Source organism: Streptomyces antnestii (assembly GCF_004005495.1).
GTDB classification, from domain to species: Bacteria; Actinomycetota; Actinomycetes; order Streptomycetales; family Streptomycetaceae; genus Streptomyces; species Streptomyces antnestii.
In genome coordinates this window covers 148,625-169,503 of record NZ_RZYA01000001.1, presented here as the reverse complement: position 1 = coordinate 169,503, position 20,879 = coordinate 148,625, and the positions used below count along the sequence as shown (strand labels likewise).

Here is a 20,879-nt window from a genome sequence, read left to right as displayed (position 1 = left end):
GGTCACCGCCCCCGCCACTTGGGCGCGCGCTTCTCCGTGAACGCCGCGTGGAACTCTGCGTAGTCCTCGCCGTTCATCAGGAGGGCCTGGGTCGCGGCGTCCATCTCGACGGAGGCGGCCAGCGGCATGTCGAGCTCGGCGGTGAGCAGCGCCTTGGTCTGGGCGTGCGCGAGGGCGGGGCCGTCGGCGAGGCGGCGGGCCAGCGCCTGGGCGGCCTCGTCGGCGCGGCCCTCGTCGGTGAGCTCACCGATCAGGCCGATGCGCTCGGCCTCGGGGGCGCGCACCGGCTCGCCCAGCATGAGGAGCCGGGTCGCGTGGCCGAGGCCGACGACGCGGGGCAGCAGGTAGGCGGCGCCCATGTCGCCGCCGGACAGGCCGACGCGGGTGAAGAGGAACGCGAAGCGGGCGCTCGGGTCGGCGACGCGGAAGTCGGCGGCGAGGGCGAGGACGGCTCCGGCGCCCGCCGCGACCCCGTGCACGGCGGCGATCACCGGGAAGGGGCACTCGCGCACGGCCCGGACGACCTGGCCGGTCATCCGGTTGAAGTCGAGGAGCTGGGCGGTGTCCATGGCGAGGGTGGCGCCGATGATCTCGTCCACGTCGCCGCCGGAGCAGAAGCCGCGGCCCTCACCGGCCAGGACGAGGGCGCGCACGGAGCGCTCACGGGACAGCTGGGCGAGGAGGTCGCGCAGGTCGGCGTAGGCGCCGAAGGTGAGCGCGTTGAGCTTGTCGGGGCGGGCCAGGGTGACGGTGGCGACTCCGTCGTCGACGGCGTACCTCAGGTGACGCCAGTCGTCGGTGCGCGGTGCGGAGCCGGTGAAGGGACTCATGGCGTGCGGCCTCCTCGGGCGGGGGCGGCGGACGGTGCGGCGCGCCCGTGTGGGGCACGTCGCTCCATGAAGTTATCACCGCTTCGTGACTTCCGTCACGAGTACGCGATACGACCACCCGCCGAGGGCGTACGATTTCGACGGCTTACCATTCCTATGGTTGAAATCAGGACAGCCCAGCGCAGCCCCCACAGCCCCCACAGTCCTGTCGCCTGAACGGACCCGCCGTGCCCACATCGCCCGCCCCCGCCTCCTGGCGTATCTCGCTGCCGCACACCGCGGCCGCGGTACCGGCCGCGCGTGCCCTGATACGCAAGGCCCTGGCGGAGCTCGACTCACCGGCCGCCGACAGCGACACGGCGGAGCTCCTCACGGCGGAACTCGTCGCGAACGCCATCGAGCACGCGACCGGTCCCATCGAGCTGGTGGTGGAGCTGCTGCCGTCCGGCTGCCAGGTGGAGGTGCACGACGGCGACCCGGCTCCGCCGGGCGATCTGACGCTGCCGGGCCCGGCCGAGGCGCCGGACCCGTGGCAGGAACACGGGCGGGGGCTGCTCCTGATCCGCACCCTGAGCGCGTCCTGCGGGCATCGCCCCACCGAGTCCGGCAAGGCGGTCTGGTTCACCCTTCCCGCGATACCGGCGCAGCGGACAAGCCCGGAGTAGCCCTCGAGGGGCTCAGGCCAGCGTGGCGACCATGATCGCCTTGATGGTGTGCAGCCGGTTCTCGGCCTCGTCGAAGACGACCGAGTGCGCCGACTCGAAGACCTCGTCCGTGACCTCGAGCGAGTCCAGGCCGTACGTCTCGTGGATCTCGCGCCCGACCTTGGTGCCCAGGTCGTGGAAGGCCGGCAGGCAGTGCAGGAACTTGACGTCCGCGTTCCCGGTGGCGCGCAGGACGTCCATCGTCACCGCGTACGGCGCGAGAGCCGCTATGCGCTCGGCCCACACCTCCTTGGGCTCCCCCATGGAGACCCAGACGTCGGTGACGACGAAGTCGGCACCCGCGACACCCTCGGGGATGTCCTCGGTGAGCGTGATGCGGGCGCCGCTCGTCTCGGCGAGCTTGCGGGCCTGCGCGATGATCTCCTCGGCCGGCCAGTACGCGCGCGGCGCAACGATCCGCACGTCCATGCCGAGCAGCGCGCCGGTGACCAGGTACGAGTTGCCCATGTTGAAGCGGGCGTCGCCGAGGTAGGCGAAGGCGATCTCGGCGAGCGGCTTGCTGTTGTGCTCGACCATCGTGAGCACGTCGGCGAGCATCTGCGTGGGGTGCCAGTCGTCGGTCAGGCCGTTGTAGACCGGCACGCCCGCGTACGCGGCGAGCTCCTCGACGCCGGGCTGGCTGTCCCCGCGGTACTCGATGGCGTCGAACATCCGGCCGAGGACGCGGGCGGTGTCCCGCACGGACTCCTTGTGGCCGATCTGGGAGCCGGACGGGTCGAGGTAGGTCGTGGACGCGCCCTGGTCGGCCGCCGCGACCTCGAACGCGCAGCGCGTACGGGTGGAGGTCTTCTCGAAGACCAGCGCGATGTTCCGGCCCGCGAGGTACTGCGTCTCGGTCCCCGCCTTCTTGGCCGCCTTCAGCTCGGCGGCGAGGTCGACCAGGCCGCGGAACTCCTCGGCGGTGAAGTCCACCTCCTTGAGGAAGTGGCGGCCGGTGAGGTCGGGACGGACTGTCGCCATGGGGCGCTCCTGGGGTGCGGATATGGGCTCGGGCAGGGGGCCCCGAGCTCAGGGACGTTGGAAGTCTATACGACGCCCCACATTTCTATACAGCCTCCTTGAGGGGGCCACCCGGTCGGCTACACCGGATCCCGCTCGACCGGGCAGCTCATGCAGCGTGGGCCGCCCCTCCCCCGCCCCAGCTCACTGCCCAGGATCTCTATGACCTCGATGCCCTGCTTGCGCAGATAGGTGTTCGTCGTGGCGTTGCGCTCGTAGGCGACGACGACGCCCGGCTCCACGGCCAGCACGTTGCACCCGTCGTCCCACTGCTCCCGTTCGGCCGCGTGCACGTCCTGCGTGGCGGTCAGGACCCGGATCTCGCTCAGCCCGAGCGCGGCGGCGATGGCCCGGTGCATGTGCTCAGGCGGATGGTCGGTGACCTTCAACTCCCGTTCTTCCACGCCCGGTTCGATGGTGTACGAGCGCAGCATGCCGAGCCCCGCGTACTGCGTGAACGTGTCGCCGTCGACCATCGTCATCACGGTGTCGAGGTGCATGAACGCCCGCCGTTTCGGCATGTCGAGCGCCACGATCGTCTTCGCCGAGCCCGCCGCGAACAGCTTGTGCGCCAGCATCTCGACGGCCTGCGGGGTGGTCCGTTCGCTCATCCCGATGAGGACGGCGCCCTGCCCGATCACCAGGACGTCGCCGCCCTCGATCGTGGACGGGTAGTCGGCCTGCCCCTCGGACCAGAGGTGAAAGCCCGTGTCGCGGAACAGCGGATGGTGCCGGTAGATCGCCTCGAAGTGGACGGTCTCGCGCTGCCGTGCGGGCCAGCGCATCGCGTTGATGGACACGCCATCGTAGATCCACGCCGAGGTGTCGCGGGTGAAGAGGTGGTTGGGGAGCGGGCCGAGCAGGAAGTCGTCCAGGTCCATCGCGTGGAAGCGGACCGACGTCGGCTCGGCGTGCCGGTCCAGGAACTCGCGCTTGGTCATGCCGCCGACGAGCGCCTCGGCCAGGTCCGTGGCCGGCATCGTCTCGAAGGCGGCCCTGAGGTGGTCGGTGGCGAGCGGCCCGTACTCCTTCTCGTCGAAGACGCGGTCCAGGACGAGCTTCCTGGCGCCCTGGACGGCCAGTGTCTCGGTGAGCAGGTCCCCGAAGAGGTGCACGGTCACGCCCCGGTCCCGCAGCACGTCGGCGAACCCGTCGTGCTCCTGCCGGGCCCGGCGCACCCAGAGCACGTCGTCGAAGAGCAACGCGTCCTTGTTGCTCGGGGTGAGCCGCTTGAGCTCCAGATCGGGGCGGTGCAGGATGACGCGGCGCAGCCGCCCGGCCTCGGAGTCGACGTGGAATCCCATGGATCCATCTTTCCCCGGCCGGGCGGCCCGCGCGCGTGCAATCAAGGAGCCGGGCGCACCTTCTCGGTCTCCGTGTCAGAGCCTCGGGTCGACGGGCTCCGACTCAAGGGCGAGGACGGCGAACACCGCCTCGTGGACCCGCCACAGCGGCTCGCCGTCCGCGAGCCGGTCGAGCGCCTCCAGGCCGAGCGCGTACTCGCGGATCGCGAGCGAGCGCTTGTGGCCGAGGAAGCGGCCGCGCAGCCGCTCCAGGTGGTCCGGGCGCGTGTACTCGGGACCGTAGATGATCCGCAGGTACTCGCGGCCCCGGCACTTGACGCCCGGCTGCACGAGCCGGCCCTTGCCGTCGCGGGCGAGCGCCTCGACCGGCTTGACGACCATGCCCTCGCCGCCGCGGCCCGTCATCTCCAGCCACCAGTCGACGCCGGCCTGTACGGACGCCTCGTCGCCGGTGTCCACGAAGAGCCGCCGCGTCGTCTGCAGCAGCCCTGACGCGTCGTGCTCGACCACGCGGTCGATGAGGGCGAGCTGCTGGTCGTGCGGCAGCGTGGCGAGGGACCGGCCCCGCGCGGCCAGGATCTGGAACGGCGCGAGCCGCACCCCTTCCAGGCCGTCCGTGGTCCAGCAGTACCGCCGGTAGGCGTCCGTGAACGCGGCCGCGTCGGCGGCCCGTTCGCGCTGCCTGGCCAGGAGCTCCGCCACGTCGACACCGCGCGCCGCCGCCGTTTCCAGCGTGGCGAGCGCGCCGGGGAAGACGGCCCCGGAGGCGGCGCCCACCGCCGCGTACTGGGAGCGGAGCAGGCCCGACGCCTTGAGCGACCAGGGCATCAGCTCGGCGTCCAGGAGCAGCCAGTCCGTGTCGAGCTCGTCCCACAGGCCGGCGTCGGAGACGGCGGCGCGCACCCGGCCGAGGATCTCCTCGGTGACCTGCGCACCCGCGGCGGAGCCGCTGATGGACTCAGTGAAGAACGGGCGCCCGGTGCGGGTGTAGAGCGAGCCGGTGAGCCCGGCGTCCACGTCCACGCCGAAGCGCTCGCGCGCCACGTCCGCGTCCCGGCACACCAGGGCCACGGCCCGCGAACCCATGTGCTTCTCCTCGCACACGACCCGCGCCACACCGTCGGCGGCGTACTGGGCGAAGGCCTCGGCGGGGTGCTCCAGGAAGCCCTCCCTCTGAGACGTCGCCGTGGGTGCCATGGTCGGCGGCAGGTACGGGACGAGGCGCGGGTCGACGGCGAAGCGGCTCATGACCTCCAGGGCCGCCGCCGCGTTCTCCTCGCGCACCGCGACCCGGCCACCGTGCCGCGTCTCGACGGCCCGCCGCCCCTGCACGTCGGCGAGGTCGAGCGGCCGCCCGTCGTGTCCGCCGGGCGCCTCGCTCCGCAGCGGCCTGGCCGGCTCGTACCAGACCTTCTCCGCGGGTACGTCGACGAGTTCGCGCTCCGGCCAGCGGAGCGCGGTGAGCTTGCCGCCGAACACGGCGCCGGTGTCGAGGCAGATGGTGTTGTTGAGCCACGTGGCCTGCGGAACCGGTGTGTGGCCGTAGACCACCGCGGCCTTGCCTCGGTACTCCTCCGCCCACGGGTAGTGCACGGGCAGGCCGAACTCGTCGGTCTCGCCGGTCGTGTCCCCGTACAGCGCGTGCGAGCGGACCCGGCCGGAGGTACGGCCGTGGTACTTCTCGGGCAGGCCTGCGTGACACACGACGAGCTTGCCGCCGTCGAGGACGTAGTGGCTGACGAGCCCGTCGACGAACTCCCGTACCTCCTGCGTGAATTCCTCGCTCTCGCCCGCGAACTGCTCGATGGTCTCGGCCAGGCCGTGCGTGTGCTGGACGTTGCGGCCCTTGAGGTAACGACCGAACTTGTTCTCGTGGTTCCCGGGCACGCACAGCGCGTTGCCCGACTTGACCATCGCCATGACGCGGCGCAGCACGCCCGGCGAGTCGGGCCCCCGGTCGACGAGGTCGCCGACGAACACGGCGGTACGGCCCTCGGGGTGCACGCCGTCCTCGTAACCGAGCCTGGTGAGCAGGGTCTCCAGTTCGGCCGCGCAGCCGTGGATGTCGCCGATGATGTCGAACGGGCCGGTGAGGTGGGTGAGGTCGTTGAAGCGCTTCTCGCGCACGATCCCGGCGCTGTCGATCGCCTCGACGCCGCGCAGGACGTGCACCTTGCGGAAGCCCTCGCGCTCCAACTGCCGCAGGGAGCGGCGAAGTTCGCGGGTGTGCCGGGAAATGACGCGGCGGGGCATCCCGGCGCGGTCGGCGCGGGCCGCGTTGCGCGCGGCGCAGACCTCCTCCGGGACGTCGAGGACGATGGCGATGGGCAGCACGTCGTACCGCCGCGCCAGGTCGACCAGCTGCTTACGGCTCTCCTGCTGGACGTTGGTCGCGTCGACGACGGTGAGCCGTCCGGCCGCGAGGCGCTTGCCCGCGATGTAGTGGAGCAGGTCGAAGGCGTCGCGGCTGGCGCTCTGGTCGTTCTCGTCGTCGGCGACGAGACCACGGCAGAAGTCGCTGGAGATGATCTCGGTGGGCTTGAAGTGCCGGCGCGCGAACGTCGACTTGCCGGACCCCGAGGCGCCGACGAGGACGACGAGGGACAGGTCGGTGACGGGGAGCGTACGAGCAGGGGATGCAGAGGATGCCGGGGATGCCGGGGATGCCGGGGATGCCGGGGATGCGGGGGTGGTCATGCGGTCTTCGCCTCCTTCGGGGTCGGGTCGGTCGAGGTCTGGTCTGTCGGGCTGGTGTCGGTCGGGCTCGGTTTCCGGTCGGTTCCGGTCAGGGTGAAGACGGCCAGCTGTGTGGGCGGGCCGACCTCGGGGTCGTCGGGTCCCACGGGCTCGAACTCGACCGCATAGCCGTGCCGTTCGGCCACCGCGCGGGACCAGGTGCGGAACTCCTCGCGGGTCCACTCGAAGCGGTGGTCACCGTGCCGGACGTGCCCCGCGGGCAACGTCTCCCAACGCACGTTGTACTCGACGTTCGGCGTCGTCACGAGGACGGTCCCCGGCCGCGCGGAGCCGAACACCGCGTACTCCAGTGCGGGCAGCCGCGGCAGGTCGAGGTGCTCGATGACCTCGCTGAGGACCGCCGCGTCGTAGCCCTTGAGCCGCTTGTCGGTGTAGGCGAGCGAGCCCTGGAGCAGCGTGACGCGGGAGGCCTGCCGCTCGCCCATCCGGTCCAGCTTGAGGCGCCGGGAGGCGATGGTGAGCGCCCGCATCGACACGTCGACACCGACGATCTCCGTGAACCGGGGGTCCTTGAGCAGTTCCTGCACCAACTGGCCCTGTCCGCAGCCCAGATCGAGCACCCGGCCCGCGCCCGCCGCCCGGAGAGCGGCCGTGATGGCGTCGCGCCGCTGGACCGCCAGAGGTACAGGCTTCTCCTCGGTGTCCGTCGTCTCGTCGACCGCGTTGTCGAGGTCCTCGACGTCGGTGTCGTCCGCGTCGGCGAGCCGCACCAGCTCCAGGCGCTCCATGGCCTGGCGCGTGAGCGACCAGCGCCGCGCGAGATAGCGGCTGGTGATCAGCTTCTGCTCGGGGTGCGTGGGCAGCCAGCCCTCACCCGCCCGCAGCAGCTTGTCGACCTCGTCGGCGGAGACCCAGTAGTGCTTGGCGTCGTCGAGCACCGGGAGCAGCACGTACAGGTGGCGCAGCGCCTCGGCCAGGCGCAGCTCGCCCTCCAGGACGAGACGCACGTAGCGCGAGTCGCCCCACTCGGGGAACTTCTCGTCCAGGGCGACCGGCTCGGCCGTCACCGTGGCCCAGCCGAGCGGTTCGAAGAGCCGGCGCACCAGCTCGGCGCCGCCGCGCGCGGGGACCGCGGGCACCTCGACGCGCAGCGGCATGGGCTGCTCCGCCCGTTCGGGCCTGGCCTTGCACTGCCCGCGCAGGGCGCTGGAGAACACATTGCCGATGGCCACGGCGAGCAGGGACGAGGCGGCGTAGGGCCGGTCGTTCACGTACTGCGCGAGCGCCGCGTCGGGGGCGCCGCCGCGGCCCTTGCCGCGGCGCACGAGGGCGACCGGATCCACCTCGAGGAGCAGCGCCGCGGTGCAGCGCTCCGCGGACGCCTCGGGGTAGAGGACGTGCGCGGTTCCGTGCGAGGTGGCGAACGCCTGCGCGTTGTCGGGATGCTTGTGCAGCAGAAACCCGAGATCGGTCGCGGGGCGTTCAGGGGTGCCGGTCGTACTGATCTTCAGGAACACGCTTCCGAGTCTGGTCGCAATGCGCGCGGGTGACCAGCGAGTTTCGGCCCGGCCGGGACCGTGGTGCCGGCCGGGGCTCTCGTGGGTCACCGGCGCTCAAGGTCTCAAGGTCTCAAGATCTCAAGATCTCAAGATCTCAAGATCTCAAGATCTCAGGCTCTCCAGATCTCGGGCTCTCAGGCCAGGGCCTGGGTCAGGTCGGCGATCAGGTCGTCGGCGTTCTCGATGCCCACGGAAAGGCGGACGAGGTCGGCGGGGACCTCCAGCGGGGTGCCCGCCGCGGAGGAGTGCGTCATGCGCGCCGGGTGCTCGATCAGCGACTCCACGCCGCCGAGCGATTCGGCGAGGGTGAACAGGCGGGTGCGCCCGCACATCTCGAGGGCGGCCCGCTCGCCGCCCGCGAGCCGGAAGGAGATCATCCCGCCGAAGCGGCGCATCTGCTTCCGCGCGACCTCGTGGCCGGGGTGGTCCGCGAGGCCCGGGTACAGCACCTGCGTCACGCCCGGATGCCCGGCGAGCATCCGCGCCACGCGCTCCGCGTTGTCGCAGTGCCGGTCCATGCGGACGCCGAGGGTCTTGATGCCCCGCAGGGTCAGCCAGGCGTCGAAGGGCCCGGGGATCGCGCCGACCGCGAACTGGTGGAAGCGGATCCTCTCGCCCAGCTCCTCGTCCCGTACGACCAGGGCACCCCCGATGACGTCGGAGTGCCCGCCCAGGTACTTCGTCGTGGAGTGCATGACGATGTCCGCGCCCAGCGTGAGCGGCTGCTGCAGGTAGGGCGAGGCGAACGTGTTGTCGACGGCGAGCAGTGCCCCGCTGTCGTGGGCGATCTGTGCGAGCGCCGCGATGTCGTTGATGCCGAGCAGCGGATTGGTCGGCGTCTCGCACCAGACGAGCCGGGTCTCGGGGCGGATCGCGGCGCGCACCGCGTCGGGATCGGCGAGCGGGACGGGCGTGTACGTCAGGCCCCAGCCGGCGAGCACCTTCCGGAACAGCCGCAGCGTGCCGCCGTAGGCGTCGTCCGGGATGACGACGTGGTCGCCGGGCGCGCACACGGAGCGCACCGCGGTGTCCTCGGCGGCGAGACCGCTCGCGTACGTGGTGGCACGGGTCCCGGACTCCAGGGCGGCCAGGCACTCCTCGAGAGCGGTGCGGGTCGGGTTGGCGGAACGGCTGTACTCGTAGCCGCCGCGCAACCGGCCGACACCGTCCTGCCGGTACGTCGAGGTCTGGTGGATCGGCGGGACGACCGCCCCGGTGACCGGGTCGGGCTCCTGGCCTGCGTGGATGGCGAGGGTTTCGAAGGCGTCCATGGCCAGCAGCGTGCAGGACGGCACCCGTGCGGTCCACTGGGTCTTTCTTGCCCCTTCCCAAGAACTTGCTTATTGATGCGCGTAGTTGAAGCCCTCGCTTCGCCGGTCAGCGTCGCGCCCGCCGGGGCTTCAGTGGACGCAGCTCCCCCGCCGCCTCCTGAAGGGCCTCCAGCATGAGCCGGGTGGCCGGGACCTTCTGGTGGCCGGCCGGCGTGAACGCGGACACCCGGCGATGGTCCGCGGGGACGACGGGACGCCCGGCGACCTTGGGATGGCACATGAACGAGAGCACCATGCCGGGCATCAGGGCCACGCCCGTCCCGGCCGCCACCAGACCCTGGACAGCGAGATTGTCGTCCGTGGTGAACGCGATGTCGGGCTCGAAACCGGCGTCCGCGCACGCCGCGACGAAGTGCCCGCGGCAGCGGTTGCACCCGGCGATCCAGCGCTCGTCCGCGAACTCCCGCAGCTCGACGGTGCGACGCCGCGCGAGGGGATGGTCCGCGGGCATCAGAAGCATCAACGGGTCGTCGAGGAGCGGCACTTCGATCAGGTCACCGCCGCCCTGCTGCCGCTCGGCGTTGTGCCCGTTATCCCCGTTGCCCCCGTTGCCCCCGTTGCCCTCGTTGTCCTCGCTGTCCTCGTAGGAGAACGCCAGGGCAATGTCGCAGTCGCCCCTCGCCAGGGCCGTGAGCGACAGCGGCGGCTCCTCCTCGAGCAGCTCGACCCGTACGCCCGGGTGGTCCTCGGTGATCCGCGCGACGGCCGCGGGGAGCAAGGTGGCGTTCGCGCTGGGGAAGCCGCAGATGCGGATCCGGCCGGCCCGCAGCCGGGTGATCGCCTTCATCTGCTCGTGCGCCGCCGCGATGGATCCGAGGATGCCCTCGGCGTGCGTGGCGAGCACGTCGCCGGCGTCGGTCAGTTTCAGGCCGCGGCCCACCCTGACGAACAGCGGTGTGCCGACGGCCCGTTCGAGGACTTTCATCTGCTGGCTGATCGCGGGCTGCGTGTAGCCGAGGCTCCGGGCCGCGGCCGCGTAGGAGCCGGTTCGTACGACCTCGGCGAACGTCCGGACGTGCCGTGAGTCAAACATCCGCCAACAGTAAGGAGTTGTGGGGGGAGGGTAAAGAAACTCAACTCTGGACTTTCACCGCCGCCTTGATGCAGGGTGTGCCAACCCGAACCCCAGTGCGTCCGTCCCTCCATGCCGAAGGGGAAGTCCCGTGAACCCGTACGGAACCAGACTCGTCCGCCGCGCCACCCCGCTCGCCCTCGCCGCGTGCGTGGCCCTCACGGTGACCGCGTGCAGCAGCGACAGCAAGACCACCACCACGGCCGGCGGCGTGAAGCTGGTCAAGGCCGGCCGGCTGACGACCTGCACCCACCTGCCGTACGCGCCGTTCCAGTCGGAGAAGAACGGCAAGGTCGTCGGCTTCGACGTCGCCATGATCGACCTGGTGGCGAAGGATCTCGGCATCAAGCAGCAGATCATCGACAAGGCCTTCGAGACCATCAAGACGGGCGCCGACCTGAACGCCGGGGTCTGTGACGTGGCCGCCGCCGGCATGACGATCACGGACGAGCGCAAGCAGAGCCTCGACTTCTCCGTCCCCTACTTCGACGCCGACCAGGCCCTCCTCGCCCGTAAGGGCGTCGACGCGAAGACGCTCGCGGACATCAAGAGCAAGAAGCTCAAGATGGGGTCGCAGTCGTCGACCACGGGTGAGGACGCGGCGCACGCGAAGGGGCTCGACCCGCAGTCGTTCGAGAGCTCGGACGCCGAGCTCAACGGGCTGCGCACCGGGCAGGCCGACGTGATCATCCAGGACTACCCGGTGGTCCAGACCTGGCTCAAGGACCCGGCGAACGCCTCGAAGTTCGAGCTCGTGGGCGTGGTCAAGACAGGTGAGCAGTACGGCTTCGCGGTGAAGAAGGGCGGCAACCCCAAGCTCCTCGCCGCCATCGACAAGGCCATCGGCGACGCGAAGAAGGACGGCACGTACAAGAAGCTGTACGAGAAGTGGATCGGACCCATGCCCGAGGGAGCGGCGGCCAAGTGACCACGCAGACACCCGCGGCCGACGCGGCGCCCGCCGAGGCCGGCCCGCGCCCCGCCCTCTCACCCCGTCGCCGGCGCCGCCTCGTCCAGGGGGCGCAGTACGTGATCCTGGCCGCCGCCGTGGCGGCCCTCGTCTCACTGGCGGACTGGCAGCAACTGCAGCACCAGTTCCTCCAGTTGTCCGTCGCCCGCCGCATGTTCCCCGACCTGTTGACCGTCGCCCTGGCCAACACGGTCCTCTACACCCTGTCGGGATTCGGTGTCGGACTGGTCCTCGGCCTGGTCATCGCACTGATGCGCCTGTCGTCGGTGGCCCCCTACCGATGGATCGCCTCGGTCTACATCGAGATCTTCCGCGGCCTTCCCGCGCTGCTGATCTTCATCTTCATCGGGGTCGGCGTGCCGCTCGCCTTCCCCGGCACGGCCATTCCGGGCGGTGTGTACGGGCAGGTCGCGCTCGCGCTCGGTCTGGTGGCTGCCGCGTACATGGCGGAGACGATCCGGGCCGGCATCCAGGCCGTCCCCCGCGGCCAGCTGGAGGCCGCGCGGACGCTCGGCATGTCGCACGGTCTGGCCATGCGCTCCATCGTCATCCCCCAGGCGTTCCGCGTCATCGTGCCCCCGCTCACCAACGAGCTCGTGCTGCTCTTCAAGGACTCCTCACTGGTCCTCTTCCTCGGGGTCTCGCTGGAGACCCGCGAACTCACCAAGTTCGGCCGTGACCTGGCCAGCGAGACCGCCAACACGACTCCCATCTTCGTGGCCGGCCTGTGCTACCTGCTCATCACCGTCCCGCTCGGCTATCTCGTACGCCGGCTCGAGGCGCGCCACGCGAAGGCCAGGTGACCGATGAGTGCGACCGAGGGGCAGCCGCCCGCAGGCACACCGTCCACCGCCACCGGCCCCGAGGAGGACACCCCCATGAAGACCGCGACCGACACCGCCGCGACCCCGGCCGAGCCGTCCGGCGCAGCCGCCGCCACTAGCACCACCACGAGCACCGCCATCGAGATCCACGGGCTGCACAAGTCCTTCGGTGACCTCGAGGTGCTGCGCGGCATCGACTTCACCATCGCCCCCGGTGAAGTGGTGTGTGTCATCGGCCCGTCGGGCTCGGGCAAGTCCACGCTCCTGCGCTGCGCGAACCTCCTCGAGCAGCCCAGCGCGGGGCGGGTCGTCGTCGGCGGCACCGACATCACCGACCCCGACGTGGACATCGACCGGGTACGCCGCCGCATCGGCATGGTGTTCCAGCAGTTCAACCTCTTCCCCCACCTCAGCGTCCTGGAGAATCTGACGATCGCCCAGCGCCGCGTCCTCCGCCGGGGCAAAGCCGAGTCCGTCCACGCCGCCCGGGAGAACCTCGCCCGGGTCGGACTCGCGGACAAGGAGAGCAGCTACCCCTCGCAGCTCTCCGGCGGCCAGCAGCAGCGGGTCGCCATCGCCCGCGCCCTGTCCATGAACCCCGAGCTGATGCTCTTCGACGAGCCCACGAGCGCGCTCGACCCCGAACTCGTGGGCGACGTCCTCAGCGTGATGCGCGGCCTCGCCGACGAGGGCATGACGATGATGGTCGTCACCCACGAGATGGGCTTCGCCCGTGAGGTCGCCGACCGGGTGGTCTTCATGGACGGCGGCGTCATCGTCGAGGAGGGCACCCCCGACGAGGTCCTCGGCAACCCGCAGCACCAGCGCACCCGCTCCTTCCTGGCCCGCATCCTCCACCCCAACGACACACCGGCGACGGACACGCCCTAGGGTCCTTCGCCTGGAACTCGCGGGGCCCCCTCCCCCTCCCCCTCCCCTCCCCCCTCACTCCCTCACCCCAGCTGCGACTGCACCTGCGCGGAGATCAGCTCCAGATGATCCAGGTCGTCCAGGTCCAGGATCTGGAGGTAGATCCGCTGCGATCCGATCGCCGCGTACCGGCCGATGCGGTCGACCACCTCGTCCGGCGAGCCTGCCAGCCCGTTCGCCTTGAGCTCGTCGACGTCTCGGCCGATCGCGGCGGCCCGGCGCGCCACCTCGGCGTCGTTCCTGCCGACGCAGGCCACGAGCGCGTTCGAGTACACCAGGTCGCTGCCCTTGCGACCGGCCTCCTCGGCGGCGGCCCGCACCCGGCCGAACTGCCGCTCGCTGTCCTCGATGGACGCGAACGGGATGTTGAACTCGTCCGCGTACCGCGCCGCGAGCCGCGGGGTCCGCGTCGCCCCGTGCCCGCCGACCAGGACGGGCACCTTGCCCTGCGCGGGCTTGGGCAGCGCGGGCGAGTCGCTCAGCTGGTAGTAGGTGCCGTCGTAGCTGAAGGTCCGGCCGACGTCGGTGCTCCACAGGCCGGTGACGATCGCCAGCTGCTCCTCCAGGCGCCCGAACCTCTCCTTGGGAAAGGGGATGCCGTACGCCCGGTGCTCCTCCTCGAACCAGCCTGCGCCCAGGCCGAGTTCGACCCGGCCGCCCGACATCTGGTCGACCTGGGCGACCTGGATCGCCAGCACACCCGGCAGCCGGAAGGTGCCGGCCGTCATCAGTGTGCCGAGCCGGATCCGCCGGGTCTCACGGGCGAGACCGGCGAGGGTGATCCAGGCGTCCGTGGGTCCGGGGAGACCGTCGGACGAGCCCATGGGCACATAGTGGTCCGAGCGGAAGAACGCGTCAAAGCCCAGGTCCTCGGTCGCTTTGGCCACGGTCAGAAGAGTGTCGTAGGTCGCCCCTTGCTGGGGCTCCGTGAAAATTCGAAGATCCATACCTCCATCCTGCACGCTCACCTGTGCGTCAACCCGGCTGGTCCCGCCGGTCCGCGCCCAACCCGGTCGGGTGAATATCCGTCAACCGGCATGCGGCCGAAGCCCGCGCCAGTGTCCCGCCGCCGCGAGTGATCGTTGGCTCGGGCGGAGCCGGACCGCCCGGCACCCGACCCGGCGGGCGCTGCCGGGCGACGCTTGCGTCAACTGCCTTCCCCCGTGGGGAGGGCGTGGGCCGAGGAGGCCGTCATGTCCCAGGAAGCCGTGCCCGAGCAGGTCGTACACGAACCTCCCGTGCCGCAGCAGCAGGGCGCCCCCAAGGGCCTGCTGCAGCAGATGGAGGAGCTGATGGCCGCACTCAACGCGGATCTGTCACAGCTCGACGCCGACCTCCAGCAGTCCACCGGCCCCCAGCAGCCCACCGGCCAGCACGGCCCCATCGGCCCGCACGCTCCAGCCGGCCCACACTCTCCCATCGGCCAGCACACTCCCGCCGCCCCGTCCCACGGCGAGGGCCACCGCCTCTGACCCGCCGGGGGCGCGTCGTAACGGACGCCGGTGCGCCCCCGATGCCGCCGGGCCGATCTGGCCCCGTCCGGTCCCGTCCGGTCCCGTCCCGTCCCTTGCTGCATGGCCCAGCCCGGTCCGGTCCGGTCCGGAGGACTACGCCGCCGAATCCGGCTCCGATTCCGATTCCGGCTCGGCGCTGCGGCGTAACGCGAGTCGGCGGATTATCTCCAGGACCCTGTCCCGCGATTCGTCGGCGGCGTCGATGGCGTCCATGCAGTGCCAGTAGGCCCCTTCCTCCTCCGCTTCACTCGCTATGCCCACCAGGGCGATTCCCACCTCGCCGAGCAGCGCGGCCAGACCCATGAGGGCCTTGTGCGGATCCCCGTACTCCGTCAGCTGAGCCGCCCGTATCCCGCCGGCCCCGATGACCGGCATCGCGGAGCCGCCGCACCCTCTGCCGCCGGCCTCGCTCAGGCCGAGCGCCTCCCCTCTCAGCTCCGGCGGCCCCTCGACCGCCAGCCTGTTGCCCATCGCCTGCGCCAGCGCTTGTGCCTGCCAGGCCTCCCTCGTGATGGCCGGCGCGTCCTGGCTCTCCGCCAGGGCCCGTCGGCTCGCCCTGATGAGTCGCACCGCATCCATGCGCGGCCCCCGTTCCGAACACTCTTGTCCACTACCCAGAGTGAAGGCCCGAGGGACGGAAAGCCAGAGGAAGACCGAAATCTGTGGACACGGAATCCGATGTGGACAATTCCGTGACTCCGTAGAGTGACATCTCTGTGCAAGAAGGCCCACAACAAGGCCCACAAGAAGGCCCTACGCACTCGGCGCCGTCGGCCACTTGGCCCCGCCTACTCCTCCTTCGGCGCCGGAAAACGCTCCTCGTTCCGGTCGATCTTCGCCGACAGGGCCGCCAGTGCGTCGATCCCCAGCACCTCGCACAGCTGGAGGAGATACGCGAGGACGTCCGCGACCTCGTCGCGCACGCGGTGCGCCGTCCCCGGGTCCGTCATCACCGCCGCCGACTCCTCCGGGGTCAACCACTGGAAGATCTCGACCAGTTCGGACGCCTCCACGCTCAGCGCGGCCACCAGGTTCTTCGGCGTGTGGTACTGCTCCCAGTTCCTGGCCGCCGCGAACTCCGCGAGCCTGCGCTGCAGTCCTGCCACATCAAGTTCCGTCACGGCCCCAGGTCTACCACCGCCGCGCCGTGCTCCCGCGCCGCCCACGACCCGTCGCCGACCGCCCCGGCGAGACGGATGTGGCCGCGGCCGCACATCCGTACCGCGAGCCCGGTCAGTTCCGTCAGCTGCCGGGGGTCGAGGCTGCGGTCCATGCCGTCGGCGATGACCGTGAGCGTCTGGAACGCCTCGGGTACCTCCGCGACCGGGTCGACCGCGAGCACCCGGGGGCCGGTGAGCAGGACCAGGGCGAGCGCCAGGTACCTCAACTCACCGTCCCCCAGCCGGTCGACGGGGGTGCGCAGGCCGTCGCCGCGGTCGAGGACTGCCCGTACCGTCCCGTTGCCCAGGTCCTCCGACAGGACGTCGACGACGGGGCCCGCGCAGCCGGCCCGGGCGGCGGCGACGAGCAGCGCGTGCCGGGTGCCGCACTCGGCGCGGGTGCGCCACAGCACGGCGGCGAGGTTGTCGCAGCCGCTCAGGAGACGGTCGGCGCGGGCCGGGGCGGGGCGGCGCATCCGGCCGGGCTGCGGGTCGCAGGAGAAGACCGAGCGCAGGGCCACCACGACCTGCTCGGCGGCGGCGATCACGAGCCGCTGCCCTTCGGTCTTCCCGGCGACGCGCAGCGGCAGGAGTGCCGTGCCGAGCAGGTCGTCCGGCAGGGGCGCGCGGGTCACCGGGGTGGCGCCGGCCGTGTGCCAGGCGGCCTGGACGACGCGGCGTCCGGGGTCGCGCAGCGCGGTCTCCAGGAGAGTGTGGCCGTCGCAGGTCAACCGCTCGCCCACGATGCGGAGTTCGGGTTCGGCCTGGACGGCGAGGTCGAGCCGGACGGGGCCCACCGGTCCGGTGACGGTGCAGCCGATGCGGAAGCCGCGGCGCCGCTGGGCGTCGGGGCGCGCCCGGTCGGGCACGCAGGCGGCCGGGTCGGGGAACACCTCGTCGACGCCCGCGCCGCCGCCGAGCCGGGCCAGTCCCTCGTACGCGCGCAGGGCGCTGGACTTGCCGCTGCCGCTCGGGCCCGCGAAGAGGGTGAGCGGGCCGAGCGGGAAGTCGGCGCCGCGGTGTGCCCCGAAGGCGGAGAGCCGCAGTGCGGTGACGCTCGGCCGGTCCTGTTGAGCCGGGAGCGCGTCCGGCGCGAGCGAGGTCATGTCCCGGACCGTAAGCGGCGGTCGGCCCGGAGAACCGTTCCTCTGGGCCGACCTTCCTACGATCGAGGGACCGTGGCCTTGGCCGGGTGACTATGCCGGGAGAACCATGCCCCGGGAATCGTGCCGCGGGAACGGGGGAACCACGCCCTGGGCACCGTGCCCGGGGAACCATGCCCCGCGAACCGTGCCCGTAGAACTACGCCTACTGAACCGCCCCCGCCACGAAGCCCTGGACCTCGGTGCCGGGCGGCGCGAGCAGGAACACGTTCCGGTCGACGCGGTGCATGCCGCAGCCGAGGCCCATGACCACGCCGCTGCTGAAGTCCAGGACGCGCTTGGCGACGTCGGACTCGGCGCCGCTCAGGTCGAGCAGCACGGGGATGCCCGTCATCACGGTCTCGGCGACCTCGCGGGCGTCCGCGAACACGTTGACCCGCAGCACGACGAACCGCCGCCGCGCCTCGGTCTCCGCCTCCGGAACGGTTCGGTGGTCGACCGCCGAAGGCCATGCGTTACGGCCGCGCAGAGGTACGACCTGGGCGAGCCCTTCCCATTGTTCGTCAGTGACGTCGTGGCTGTTCACTGCCCCCACCCCGTCCGGGCTCGTACTGTTGTCTGCACCGGCCAATTCTTACGCCAAGTCACCCGTTCAGCCCAACAGCGACACGCTCCGCGTCCGACCGGGTGGCGCGCGCGGACCGTGCCGGGCGAGCCGATCCCGCGTCAGGCGGCCATCGTCACCGCGTCCACGCCGTGACGCGCAGGGTCTTGCGGGCGGTGCCCACACAGGTCACCAGCGTCGTAACTGCCGTCAGGGCCACGGCCGTCGGCCAGATGCCCTGGCCCTGGTCGGGCAGGAGCGAGGCGGGTGCGGACCGCGGCGACAGGCAGGAATCCCGCGAGCCCCGCGACCGTGCCGAAGAACACACCAGCCGGTGGCCTGGGTCCGCGGCCGGTAGCCTGCGTCCGCTCCGGTTGCCTGTGTCCGCGCCGGTGGCGCGGGTCTAAAGGGCGACGACGGTCGTCTCCGTAGCCTTCACGCTGGTCCATACGGCCGTGCCGTCCGCGAGGCCGAGTTCGGCGGCGGACTGGGGGGTGATCTCGGCGACCAGGTCGGGCGCGGACCCGGACGTGATCAGCACGCGCAGGCGGCTGCCCGTCGCGGTGATCTCGCGGACGGTCCCCGGCCACACGTTGCGCGGGCTGCCGGTGGGCTTGTCGCGGTGTACGGAGACGGCTTCGGGAGCGATGATCGCGAGGGCCCGCGTGCCGGCCGGCAACGGGTCGGCGACGATCAACCGGCCGCCGCCGTCGGCGAGTTCGAGCCCGTCGCCGGTGGCGGTGCCGGGCCAGGCGTTGCGTCCGAGCATGCGGGCCACCCAGGGTGAGCGGGGGTGCCGGGTCACCTCGGCGGGCGGGGCGTCCTGGAGCGCGCGGCCCTCGTCGAGCACGAGGACCCGGTCGGCCAGCGACACGGCCTCGACCGGGTCGTGGGTGACGATCAGGCAGACGCCGCCGAAGCCTTCGAGGTGGCGGCGCAGCGTGTGGCGGACGTGGGCGCGCGTGGTCTGGTCGAGCGCGGCGAGGGGTTCGTCGAGCAGCAGGAGGCGGGGGCGGGCGGCCAACGCGCGGGCCAGCGCCACGCGTTGGGCCTGGCCGCCGGAGACCTGGGCGGGCTTGCGGTGGGCGAGGTGGCCGACCCCGAGCCGGTCGAGCCACTGCTGCGCGGCGCGCCGGGCCTCGCGTCGCGGAACACCGCGGGAGCGCAGCCCGTACGCCGTGTTGGCGAGCATCGTCAGGTGCGGGAACAGGGCGCCGTCCTGTGGGACCCAGGCGACGCCGCGGCGATGCGGGGGCAGGGCGGTGACGTCCGTGTCGCCGAGGCGGAGTTCGGCGTGGGCGCGCGGGGTGAGGCCGAGGAGGGCGCGCAGGAGGGTCGTCTTACCGGCGCCGTTGGGGCCCACGACGGCGATGGTGGTGCCGGGTTCGGCGTCGAGGACAAGGTCGTTGAAGCCGGTGACGGTGGCGTGCAGGGGCCACCGTTCGGCCGGGGGCTCGGACTCGTCGACGACGTCCGGCCCGTCGGCGTACGGCCCATCGGCGTGCGGCCCATCGGTGTACGGCTCGTCGAGCGCTGTCACCGGCGCGGCGGTGCGCCGCGCGGTGCCCGGGAGCCCCGTCCAGCGGCCGCGAAGAGCGACGAGGACCGCCATGGCGATGGCGAGGAGCAGCAGGGACACGGACGTCGCCGCCTCGGGGCTGTCCTGGAGCAGCAGGTACACCTGGAGGGGCAGGGTCTGGGTCGTGCCGGGAAGGTTGCCGGCGAAGGTGATGGTGGCGCCGAACTCGCCGAGCGCCCTGGCCCAGGTGAGGGCGGCACCCGCGATCAGGCCGGGGGCGACCATCGGCATCGTGACCGTGAAGAAGACGCGTACGGGCGAGGCTCCGAGGGACGCGGCGGTCTCCTCGTAGCGGGGGCGCAGGCCGCCGAGCGCGCCTTCGAGGCTGATGACGAGGAACGGCATGGCGACGAACGTGGCCGCGAGGACGGCGCCGGACGTGTGGAACGGCAGCGTGATGCCGAACGTGTCCTCCAGCCAGGGACCGAGCAGCCCGCGCCGGCCGAAGGCGAGGAGCAGCGCGACACCGCCCACGGTGGGCGGCAGCACCATGGGCAGCAGGACGAGCGACCGCGCGAGGGCCCTGCCGGGGAAGGTGACGCGGGCGAGCAGCCAGGCCAGCGGCACCCCGAGGAGGAGCGAGAGGCCGAGCGCCCAGCAGGACACGATCAGGGAGAGCCGGAGCGCCTCGGTGGTGGCGGGGGCCGTGAGGTGCGTGCCGAGTTCGCCCCAGGAGGTGCGGGCGAGGACCCCGACGAGCGGGAGCAGCAGGAACGCGAGTGCGAGGACCGCCGGTATCGCGAGCGGCATGGGCAGCCGGGAGGCGCGGGCGGGAACCCTGCCCGCGCCTCCCGGCTGCCGCCCGCTACGGCTTTTCGAAGCCCGCATCCCGCAGGATCTTCTGTGCGTCCGGCGTCGACAGCCACTTTACGAAGGCCGCGGCGGCCTCGGTGTGCTTCGACTGCTTGAGGGTGGCGGCCGGGTACGCGGCGATCGCGTTCTGCGCGTCCGGGATAGCGACGGCGTCGACCTTGGAGGTGGCGGACTCGGCGTCGGTCTTGTAGACGATGCCCGCGTCGGCCTCGCCGAGCTCGACCTTGCTGAGCACCGCGCGGACGTTGGGCTCCTGCGAGACGGGCTTGACCTTCAGCCCCTGCTTGTCGAGAACCTGGGCGCTGTAGCGGCCGACCGGCACCTCGGGCGCGGCGAGCACGACCTTGACCTTGGTGTCCGCGAGGTCCTTGAGGTGCGCGATCTTCTTCGGGTTGCCCTTGCCGGCGGCGATGACCAGGCGGTTCTTCGCGATGACGGTGGGGGCGCCGGTGTCGGACTTCAGGCCGTCCATCGTCTTCGTGTCGGCCGTGACGAGCGCGTCGGCGGGGGCGCCCTGCTTGACCTGGGCGGCCAGCTCCTGGGATCCGGCGAAGGAGAAGGTGACCTTGGTGCCCGGGTGCTCCTTCTCGTAGGCGGCGCCGGCGGTCTTGAACACGTCGGTCAGGGACGCCGCGGCGAGAACGGTCAGATCGGCCTTCGGCGCCCCGGAGGCACCGCCCTGGCTCTGCTCGCTCTTACTGCTGTTGCTGCTCTTGTCACTCTTGCCGCTGTCGCTGCCGTTTCCGCAGGCGGCGAGCGAGACCAGCAGGGCCGCGCTCAGGGCGGCGGCAGCGGTCCGGCGTCTGGCGGTGACGCTGAGGGTGAGGGTCATCGGGTCGTACTCCTTGGGCATGCGGGCGCGGCC

Annotated in this window: 19 protein-coding genes; 5 read left to right on the top strand and 14 right to left on the bottom strand. The window is 71.7% G+C overall.

Annotation, left to right across the window (positions count from 1 at the left end):
* Window positions 1-2: 2 nt before the first annotated feature.
* Window positions 3-830 (bottom strand): enoyl-CoA hydratase family protein, encoded by an 828-nt coding sequence (locus EOT10_RS00735; protein WP_127826041.1) that lies wholly within the window; start codon window positions 828-830, stop codon window positions 3-5.
* A gap of 212 nt (window positions 831-1,042) precedes the next feature.
* On the opposite strand from EOT10_RS00735, the gene EOT10_RS00730 reads away from it, so the two are divergent.
* The gene (locus tag EOT10_RS00730; protein WP_127826040.1) at window positions 1,043-1,495 is read left to right on the top strand and encodes an ATP-binding protein; all 453 of its coding nucleotides are present in this window, start codon (window positions 1,043-1,045) and stop codon (window positions 1,493-1,495) included.
* Window positions 1,496-1,507: 12 nt separating this feature from the next.
* On the opposite strand, the gene argF is transcribed toward EOT10_RS00730, so the two are convergent.
* From argF to EOT10_RS00700, 6 genes are all read right to left on the bottom strand, one after another.
* Window positions 1,508-2,515: an ornithine carbamoyltransferase gene (gene argF, locus EOT10_RS00725; protein ID WP_127826039.1), complete on the bottom strand. Its 1,008-nt coding sequence runs from the start codon at window positions 2,513-2,515 to the stop codon at window positions 1,508-1,510.
* Between the two features lie 119 nt (window positions 2,516-2,634).
* The gene (locus tag EOT10_RS00720; protein WP_127826038.1) at window positions 2,635-3,858 is read right to left on the bottom strand and encodes an arginine deiminase; all 1,224 of its coding nucleotides are present in this window, start codon (window positions 3,856-3,858) and stop codon (window positions 2,635-2,637) included.
* A gap of 75 nt (window positions 3,859-3,933) precedes the next feature.
* Window positions 3,934-6,555: a polynucleotide kinase-phosphatase gene (locus tag EOT10_RS00715; protein WP_127826037.1), complete on the bottom strand. Its 2,622-nt coding sequence runs from the start codon at window positions 6,553-6,555 to the stop codon at window positions 3,934-3,936.
* On the bottom strand, window positions 6,552-8,072 hold the full coding sequence (locus tag EOT10_RS00710; RefSeq protein WP_127826036.1) for a 3' terminal RNA ribose 2'-O-methyltransferase Hen1: 1,521 nt from the start codon (window positions 8,070-8,072) through the stop codon (window positions 6,552-6,554). The genes EOT10_RS00715 and EOT10_RS00710 overlap by 4 nt, the downstream gene beginning before the upstream one ends.
* Window positions 8,073-8,248: 176 nt before the next feature.
* On the bottom strand, window positions 8,249-9,385 hold the full coding sequence (locus EOT10_RS00705; RefSeq protein ID WP_127826035.1) for a cystathionine gamma-synthase: 1,137 nt from the start codon (window positions 9,383-9,385) through the stop codon (window positions 8,249-8,251).
* A 106-nt stretch (window positions 9,386-9,491) separates the two neighbouring features.
* A complete protein-coding gene (locus tag EOT10_RS00700; RefSeq protein ID WP_127826034.1) occupies window positions 9,492-10,478 on the bottom strand; it encodes a LysR family transcriptional regulator in 987 nt (328 codons plus the stop codon).
* A 130-nt stretch (window positions 10,479-10,608) separates the two neighbouring features.
* Between EOT10_RS00700 and EOT10_RS00695 the strand changes: the two genes are divergently transcribed.
* The 3 genes from EOT10_RS00695 to EOT10_RS00685 all read left to right on the top strand — a co-directional run bounded on the left by EOT10_RS00695 (window position 10,609) and on the right by EOT10_RS00685 (window position 13,202).
* Complete coding sequence (locus EOT10_RS00695; RefSeq protein ID WP_127826033.1) at window positions 10,609-11,445, top strand: transporter substrate-binding domain-containing protein; 837 nt, start codon at window positions 10,609-10,611, stop codon at window positions 11,443-11,445.
* Window positions 11,442-12,290, top strand: a complete 849-nt coding sequence (locus tag EOT10_RS00690) for an amino acid ABC transporter permease (RefSeq protein WP_127826032.1) — start codon at window positions 11,442-11,444, stop codon at window positions 12,288-12,290. The genes EOT10_RS00695 and EOT10_RS00690 overlap by 4 nt, the downstream gene beginning before the upstream one ends.
* 75 nt (window positions 12,291-12,365) lie before the next feature.
* Window positions 12,366-13,202 carry an amino acid ABC transporter ATP-binding protein gene (locus EOT10_RS00685; protein ID WP_127826685.1) on the top strand — a complete coding sequence of 279 codons (837 nt, stop codon included), beginning with the start codon at window positions 12,366-12,368 and terminating at the stop codon, window positions 13,200-13,202.
* A 62-nt stretch (window positions 13,203-13,264) separates the two neighbouring features.
* Here the strand turns inward: EOT10_RS00685 and EOT10_RS00680 are convergent, their stop codons facing one another.
* The gene (locus EOT10_RS00680; protein ID WP_127826031.1) at window positions 13,265-14,188 is read right to left on the bottom strand and encodes an LLM class F420-dependent oxidoreductase; all 924 of its coding nucleotides are present in this window, start codon (window positions 14,186-14,188) and stop codon (window positions 13,265-13,267) included.
* 246 nt (window positions 14,189-14,434) lie between these two features.
* Between EOT10_RS00680 and EOT10_RS00675 the strand changes: the two genes are divergently transcribed.
* Entirely contained in the window at window positions 14,435-14,713 is a 279-nt protein-coding gene (locus EOT10_RS00675) for a hypothetical protein (RefSeq protein ID WP_127826030.1), read from the top strand.
* Window positions 14,714-14,848: 135 nt separating this feature from the next.
* Here EOT10_RS00675 and EOT10_RS00670 read toward each other — a convergent pair whose 3' ends face one another.
* From EOT10_RS00670 to modA, 6 genes are all read right to left on the bottom strand, one after another.
* Window positions 14,849-15,334, bottom strand: a complete 486-nt coding sequence (locus EOT10_RS00670) for a DUF6099 family protein (RefSeq protein ID WP_127826029.1) — start codon at window positions 15,332-15,334, stop codon at window positions 14,849-14,851.
* A 209-nt stretch (window positions 15,335-15,543) separates the two neighbouring features.
* Window positions 15,544-15,876: a nucleotide pyrophosphohydrolase gene (locus EOT10_RS00665; protein WP_127826028.1), complete on the bottom strand. Its 333-nt coding sequence runs from the start codon at window positions 15,874-15,876 to the stop codon at window positions 15,544-15,546.
* Window positions 15,873-17,021, bottom strand: a complete 1,149-nt coding sequence (locus EOT10_RS00660; RefSeq protein WP_127826027.1) for an AAA family ATPase — start codon at window positions 17,019-17,021, stop codon at window positions 15,873-15,875. Before EOT10_RS00660 ends, EOT10_RS00665 begins: the two co-directional genes overlap by 4 nt.
* Before the next feature lie 202 nt (window positions 17,022-17,223).
* Window positions 17,224-17,604 carry a cell division protein SepF gene (locus EOT10_RS00655; protein WP_127826026.1) on the bottom strand — a complete coding sequence of 127 codons (381 nt, stop codon included), beginning with the start codon at window positions 17,602-17,604 and terminating at the stop codon, window positions 17,224-17,226.
* Between the two features lie 421 nt (window positions 17,605-18,025).
* Window positions 18,026-19,951, bottom strand: coding sequence for an ABC transporter permease (locus tag EOT10_RS00650; protein ID WP_223280771.1), 1,926 nt, complete (start codon window positions 19,949-19,951; stop codon window positions 18,026-18,028).
* 55 nt (window positions 19,952-20,006) lie between these two features.
* Entirely contained in the window at window positions 20,007-20,846 is an 840-nt protein-coding gene (gene modA / locus EOT10_RS00645; protein WP_127826024.1) for a molybdate ABC transporter substrate-binding protein, read from the bottom strand.
* Window positions 20,847-20,879 lie beyond the last annotated feature (33 nt).

What these genes read in the sequence shown, in the direction of transcription:
- EOT10_RS00735 (WP_127826041.1), bottom strand. Translation starts at nt 830, where the DNA reads ATGAGTCCCTTCACCGGCTCCGCACCGCGCACCGACGACTGGCGTCAC.
- argF (WP_127826039.1), bottom strand. Translation starts at nt 2,515, where the DNA reads ATGGCGACAGTCCGTCCCGACCTCACCGGCCGCCACTTCCTCAAGGAG.
- EOT10_RS00720 (WP_127826038.1), bottom strand. Translation starts at nt 3,858, where the DNA reads ATGGGATTCCACGTCGACTCCGAGGCCGGGCGGCTGCGCCGCGTCATC.
- EOT10_RS00715 (WP_127826037.1), bottom strand. Translation starts at nt 6,555, where the DNA reads ATGACCACCCCCGCATCCCCGGCATCCCCGGCATCCCCGGCATCCCCG.
- EOT10_RS00705 (WP_127826035.1), bottom strand. Translation starts at nt 9,385, where the DNA reads ATGGACGCCTTCGAAACCCTCGCCATCCACGCAGGCCAGGAGCCCGAC.
- EOT10_RS00700 (WP_127826034.1), bottom strand. Translation starts at nt 10,478, where the DNA reads ATGTTTGACTCACGGCACGTCCGGACGTTCGCCGAGGTCGTACGAACC.
- EOT10_RS00685 (WP_127826685.1), top strand. Translation starts at nt 12,366, where the DNA reads ATGAAGACCGCGACCGACACCGCCGCGACCCCGGCCGAGCCGTCCGGC.
- EOT10_RS00680 (WP_127826031.1), bottom strand. Translation starts at nt 14,188, where the DNA reads ATGGATCTTCGAATTTTCACGGAGCCCCAGCAAGGGGCGACCTACGAC.
- EOT10_RS00675 (WP_127826030.1), top strand. Translation starts at nt 14,435, where the DNA reads ATGTCCCAGGAAGCCGTGCCCGAGCAGGTCGTACACGAACCTCCCGTG.
- EOT10_RS00670 (WP_127826029.1), bottom strand. Translation starts at nt 15,334, where the DNA reads ATGGATGCGGTGCGACTCATCAGGGCGAGCCGACGGGCCCTGGCGGAG.
- EOT10_RS00660 (WP_127826027.1), bottom strand. Translation starts at nt 17,021, where the DNA reads ATGACCTCGCTCGCGCCGGACGCGCTCCCGGCTCAACAGGACCGGCCG.
- EOT10_RS00650 (WP_223280771.1), bottom strand. Translation starts at nt 19,951, where the DNA reads ATGCCGCTCGCGATACCGGCGGTCCTCGCACTCGCGTTCCTGCTGCTC.
- modA (WP_127826024.1), bottom strand. Translation starts at nt 20,846, where the DNA reads ATGACCCTCACCCTCAGCGTCACCGCCAGACGCCGGACCGCTGCCGCC.